Origin of the sequence: Sporichthya sp. (assembly GCF_013815995.1) — a bacterium.
GTDB lineage: Bacteria > Actinomycetota > Actinomycetes > Sporichthyales > Sporichthyaceae > Sporichthya.
On the sequence record NZ_JACDFE010000260.1, the window covers coordinates 1 to 5,550 of the forward strand.

Sequence of the window (5,550 nt, forward strand, 5' to 3'; positions counted from 1 at the left end):
CTCCTGGGAGCTTAAGCACATCTGCCCGCCGACCCCGGAGGGCGGCGGGCAGATGCACCAACTATTGATCAGGCTTACTGCTGAAGCTCAGGCGCCCTTGGCTGCAACCGCGAAGCGGGTGAAGAGGAAGTGTCCACCGAGGACCCCCACGCCCGCCAGGATCAGCATCGCGTAGAGCCACTCGCTGCCCTCACCGGTCTGCCCGGGCTTCGCCGAGAAACCGAGCGACTTGACCGTGTCCGTCGAGCCGGCCACCTGCGTGCCGTCCACCACCGGAGCCACCACACCAGCGTCGGTGATGGTCGCGATGTTGGTCGGAACGGTCGCCGCCTGCGCCGCCAGGTCGCTCGGCAGTGCCGCGGCGTCCAGGCCGGAGGCCGCGGAGTCGGTGGTCGCCGAGCCGGTGCTCGCGTCGGTGCTGCTGTCGGTGCTGCTGCTGTCCACGCCGGCCGAGGTGCTGCCGTCGGAGGAGGCGAAGCCCAGCGTCGCGATCGCTGCGCCGACCTTGGCCCGACCCAGGATGTAGGTGATCTGGAAGACGCCACCCGAACCCGTCGGGCTGGTCTGGGTGGTCGTGATCAGCAGGCCACCGATGGTGTAGGTGGTCTTACCGGTCTCGTCCTTGTCGGTGATGACCGGGGCGAGGTCGATCTGGATGCCGGCGGCCTTGAGGGTGTTGTTGGCCTGGCTGATGGCGTCCTTGCTGGACATGCCCTGGCCCGCGTACTTGAAGCCGTTCTGGTCGAAGCCGAACTCCTGGCCGCTGACCGAGAAGCGACCGAAGGTCTTGGCCTCGATCTTCGCTTCCTGGCCCACGCTCTGGGTGATGGAGGCGATCGCGGTGGAGTTGCCGACCTCCAGCGGGCCGGACACGAAGCCGGCCGAGCTGCCGGACGCAACCGCCGAGACGGAGTTGCCCTTGCTCTCGGTGGAGGCGTTCGCGGTCTGCTGCTGGTTCGGCGCCGGGATCTGCGCCGGGGCGCCGTAGGCGGCCGACGAGGTGGCCGCGGTCTCCGAACTGGAGGACTTCACCCGGCCGTACCCGAACTCCGCCTCCGCCTCCGGGGTGCCCGAGGAGGCTGTCTGCACGTACCCGGGCAGGACGGCGAAGGGGATCTGGAGCTGGCCGGCGCCGAACTGGTTCGGGACGCCGTTCACGGTGCCGGGCAGGGTCTGCACGGTGTTGCCGAAGTACGGCACGCCCGCGAAGCCCTTGCTGCCACCGGAGTTGGTGGTCTCCGCCGTAGCGGTCAGCGAACCGGCGTCGTTCTTCGGCGAGGCCGGGATCTCGTCGCCGTTGACCTCGAAGTAGAACGCGTCGCCGCGGGCCTCAAGGTTGTAGCGGGTGTCTTCTGCGGATGCGGAACCCGGCAGACCCACGATGAGGGCCGAGCCACCGAGAGTGCCGAGAGCGGTAAGGGCGAGCGCCCAGCGAGGCGTCCTCATGACGCCAACGATCCGAGGTAGCTGTTCATGATTGTCTCCTCACTGATTTCGCCAGGCTCCCCGGCGAAACTGATGCGTCCACGATCAAGGATGTAGACGTAGTCGGCCATTTTCAGCGCTTGACCCACATACTGCTCGACGAGCAACTGGGCGACGCCCTGCTTTCCGAGATCAGTCAGATACTCGAAAATTTCTTCAACAATCTTTGGCGCCAATCCCATCGACACTTCATCGAGCAGTACGACGTGCGGATTGCTGACGTACGCGTGAGAAAGAGCGAGCATTTGCTGCTCACCACCGCTCATCGTCCGGGCAATCTGCCGAGCGCGTTCCCCGAGTCGCGGGAACGTGGTCGTCGCCGTCTTGAATCCCTTCTTGAAGTCTCCGGGCGGACACTGCAAGAGGATGTTGTCTGTCACGCTCAGGGACGGGAAAATACCCCGCCCCTCGGGGACGTGGATGATCCCCTTCCGGGAGATCTTGAAAGCGGGGTCACCCGTTACATCGACGCCGTCGATCAGGATCTGGCCGGAGTACGGCTTGATCATGCCGGAGGCCACGCGGAGCAGCGTGGTCTTGCCGGCACCGTTGGGTCCCAGCAGTGCGACGGTGGCGTTGTCCGGCACGGTCAACGTGACGTCGCGCAGAACCGTGCCGGTGTCGTAACCGGCGGTGATGTTGCGTAGCTCAAGCAACGGAGACCTCCCCGAGGTAAGCGGCCTTCACCAGGTCGCTGCTCAGGGCTTCCCGGGTGGTGCCCTGGTAGATGATCTTGCCGAAGTCGAGCACGTAGATCTGCTGGCAGATCTCCGAGACCAACGCCATGTCGTGCTCGACGATGAGAATTCCGAATCCGGTCTCGTTCACCCAGTCGCTGAGAACCTTGCCGAAGGCGTGGGTCTCAGCGACGTCCAGACCGGAGGACGGCTCGTCGAGCAGCAGGAATTTGAACGGCGTGGCGATCGCGCGGGCCAGCTCGACCAACCGGCGCTGACCGGTGGACAGGTCGCCCACAGTCTTGTTCTGCAGGTGCGCGATGTGGCAGTGCGCCATCGCTTCTTCGGCGCGCGCCTTGATCTGCTTGGTTTCCTTGCGGGTCGAGTAGAGCAACCCGAGGGGGCGGTAACTGGAATAGAAAGCGGCCGGGCCGGTCCGCACGTTCTCCAGGACGGTGAGGCTCTCGAAGAGCTCCATCCGCTGGAAGGTCCGCCCCAGACCGTGGTGCGCCCGGTTCGAGGACCGGTGACCGTGCAGGTCCTGCTCGCCGAGGCGGACGGTGCCGGACTGCGGGTGGTTACGCCCGGTGCAGGCGTTGAAGAAGGTGGTCTTGCCCGCACCGTTCGGGCCGATCAGGCCGGTGATCTGGCCTTGCTTCGCATACAGAGTGGCGTCGTTGACCGCCACGATGCCGCCGAAGCGGACCGTGACGTTCTGGACGTCGAGGTCGACGCTCATGCCCCTGACCCCTTACTCCCGAGGAGCACGGGTTCCTCGACGGTTCGGATGGTGACCGGCCGCACGGGTGTGACGTCCAGGCGGTCCCGGACCGAGCTGCCGCCACCGCCGCCCTCGGCGTCCAGCGCTCGTTCCTTGCCGCGGGTGCCGAGCAGGGTGTTGAGATTCAGCGCCGGGGCCACCGCGACGAAGATCGCGAGCGCGCCGAACATGACACCGCGGTACTTGATCATCGTCGGGTCGTCGAAGGGCGGGTAGATCTTGATGACCTGGAAGGCGAAGGCCGCCAGGATCGGGGACAAGATCGGGCGCCGGCCGCAGAAGCCGAGAACCGCGACGAAGATCAGCGAGACCGTGTAGTCGAACGTGCCGCCCGGGTTGCCACTGGCCGACTGGGTCACGCCCGCAAGCACGCCGCCGCCGACTCCGGCCATGAACGCCGAGAGGCAGAACACGATGATGCGCATGACGTTGGTGTTCGCACCGTGCGCCTCGAGGGCGACACCGGAGTCCGCCATCGCCCGCAGCAGCGCACCGAGTCGGCTGCGCTGGACGAGCAGGACGATCGCGGCCATGACCACGAGCACGGACAGCGCGAGGTAGTAGTAGTTCTTCTCGTTCGAGAAGTCGATCCCGAACAGGCCCGCCGACGTGCCCTCGACCGGCTCGAACCGCTTCGAGGTCGCGCCGACGCTGAACTCCTCACCCGGGCGCGGGTGCTGCACCAGGCTCGCACCGTCGAACATGACCGGAGCCAGGTAGAACGCCTGCTGCAACAAGATGCCGAAGCCGAACGTCGCGATCGCGACGTAGATGCCCGCCAGGCGGATGGCCGGGATGGCCACGATCGCCCCGAACGGGATCGCGACCAGCCCGCCGATGATGACCGCGACCGGCCAGGAGACCGTCTTGTCGCCGACCAGGGGCAGCCACCCGAAGAACCCGAGCGTCATCAACTTGCCCGACACGGTCGCGCCGATCGCGGCGAAGCCGAGGTGACACAGCGAGATCTGACCTGACATCCAGACCAGCATGCCGAGGGACATGAAGATGATCGCGTAGGCCACGAACGCGCTGTACACCGTGACGTCGGTTTCCGCGACGACGTGCGGAACCGCGATCATCAAACCGAGCAGGGCGGCCAGACCGGCCGCGGTGACCGGCAGGGAGAACGCCTTCGGCGGCTTGAACCGGCGGGCATTGCGCACACCACGTTCGGTGAGCATCCGCGCCGGCACGAAAAGGAACACCAGCAGCAGCACGATGAAGGGCACGTTGCGCGGCATCGACTGCAGGAACAGCGACTGGGTCTTCTGGGTCTGCGAGGGCAAATAGTTGACCAGGATGCCGATGAAGAACGCACCCGCCACCGTCAGCGGCAGGTTCTCGAACAGACCGACCGCCGCCGCACCGTAGGCCGCGATCACGATGAGCACGAGCACGCCCACCGACACACCCAACTTGGGTGCGAGCAGCATCCCGGAGATCGTCGCGAAGCAGGACCCGAGCACCCAGGAGAGCCGGCGCACCACCGCCGGGTTGCTCTTTTGCAGGGCCAGCAGGTTCGGGTCGTCGACAACCGCCGTCATCGCCCGGCCCATCCGGGTCCGCCCGAAGAAGGCGAACAACGCGAGGGCGGCACCCAGGCAGAAGCCGGTGATCATCATCTCGCCGTAGGAAATGGTGACGTCACCGACCCTGGGACCGTTCGTCGGTAGGAAGTCACCACTCTTCTTGTCCGAAGCGCCGTAGATCGCCGTCATCAGCGACTGCAGCAGCACCAGCAGACCCACGGTCGCGACCACGGTGGTGACCGTGGGCGCCGAGGCGAGCAAAGTCGCCAACCGTTCCAGGATCAACCCGCCCAGGACACCGACGACGAGCAGCGAGACCAGGAACGCGAAGGGCCACTTCCAGCCCTGCTCGACATAGCCCTCGTAGAAGACGTACGCGCCGGTCGCCGCCAGGGCGCCGTGCGCGAAGTTGAACACGCCCGAGGTCTTGTAGGTCAGGACCAGGCCGATCGCCGCGAGGGCGTAGACCGAACCGTCCGCGACTCCCGGGACCATGTAGTTCAGGAACTGGTTCATGGCTTACACACTCCGCATGCGGTGCGGCCGGCGCGCTCATGCGCACTCCGGTCGAGCTCGGGCCACTCACGCCCCGCCGCCATCGCGCAGTCCGCGCGGTGGAAGTGGGTCAGGCCCTCGCCGCCGACCAGGTGGGCCGAGCTGGCCGGAGCGGTGATCGTGGCGACCTTCTCCTGCGCGACCGGAACCGCACCGAGCACGGCCACCCGGCGGGTGGTCACCGAACGGCGACCGGCCAGCAGGAGCAGGACCCCGGCCGCGTTCGCCAACACCACACCCACGATGGCCAGGTTGATGCCCGGAACCTGGTCGTCATAGACCGTCTCGTTCCCGACCATGCCCGTACCGATGAAGAACAGCACCGCGCCGAGAACGGCGAGCACGGCGTAGACCACGTACATCTGGGACGTCCACGGAGAACCGGAAGATGACGCGGCGCCTTGACTTGATGACGATGCGGCGCGCGATCCAGTACTCCGTCGTGCGGGACGACCCAGCTGCTGGCTACGCGTGCTCACGCGTGGACACCGCATGAGCGAGCCCGGCCTGCTCGGCCGTG

Annotated in this window: 5 protein-coding genes; all 5 read right to left on the reverse strand. The window is 66.5% G+C overall.

Features of this window, described 5'->3' with window-relative positions:
- Window positions 1–87: 87 nt before the first annotated feature.
- The 5 genes from H0X00_RS20930 to H0X00_RS20950 are packed head-to-tail and all read right to left on the reverse strand — an operon-like array spanning window position 88 to window position 5,392.
- Window positions 88–1,446, reverse strand: coding sequence for a hypothetical protein (locus H0X00_RS20930; RefSeq protein ID WP_293774491.1), 1,359 nt, complete (start codon window positions 1,444–1,446; stop codon window positions 88–90).
- The gene (locus tag H0X00_RS20935; protein ID WP_293774493.1) at window positions 1,443–2,141 is read right to left on the reverse strand and encodes an ABC transporter ATP-binding protein; all 699 of its coding nucleotides are present in this window, start codon (window positions 2,139–2,141) and stop codon (window positions 1,443–1,445) included. The genes H0X00_RS20930 and H0X00_RS20935 overlap by 4 nt, the downstream gene beginning before the upstream one ends.
- Complete coding sequence (locus tag H0X00_RS20940) at window positions 2,134–2,901, reverse strand: ABC transporter ATP-binding protein (RefSeq protein WP_293774495.1); 768 nt, start codon at window positions 2,899–2,901, stop codon at window positions 2,134–2,136. The genes H0X00_RS20935 and H0X00_RS20940 overlap by 8 nt, the downstream gene beginning before the upstream one ends.
- A complete protein-coding gene (locus H0X00_RS20945; RefSeq protein ID WP_293774497.1) occupies window positions 2,898–4,991 on the reverse strand; it encodes an ABC transporter permease in 2,094 nt (697 codons plus the stop codon). The genes H0X00_RS20940 and H0X00_RS20945 overlap by 4 nt, the downstream gene beginning before the upstream one ends.
- Window positions 4,988–5,392 carry a hypothetical protein gene (locus H0X00_RS20950; protein WP_293774499.1) on the reverse strand — a complete coding sequence of 135 codons (405 nt, stop codon included), beginning with the start codon at window positions 5,390–5,392 and terminating at the stop codon, window positions 4,988–4,990. Before H0X00_RS20950 ends, H0X00_RS20945 begins: the two co-directional genes overlap by 4 nt.
- Window positions 5,393–5,550: the final 158 nt, after the last annotated feature.

Bases quoted from the DNA above. Each gene is read 5' to 3' on its own strand.
- H0X00_RS20930 (WP_293774491.1), bottom strand. From the start codon at position 1,446: ATGAGGACGCCTCGCTGGGCGCTCGCCCTTACCGCTCTCGGCACTCTC.
- H0X00_RS20950 (WP_293774499.1), bottom strand. From the start codon at position 5,392: ATGTACGTGGTCTACGCCGTGCTCGCCGTTCTCGGCGCGGTGCTGTTC.
- H0X00_RS20945 (WP_293774497.1), bottom strand. From the start codon at position 4,991: ATGAACCAGTTCCTGAACTACATGGTCCCGGGAGTCGCGGACGGTTCG.
- H0X00_RS20940 (WP_293774495.1), bottom strand. From the start codon at position 2,901: ATGAGCGTCGACCTCGACGTCCAGAACGTCACGGTCCGCTTCGGCGGC.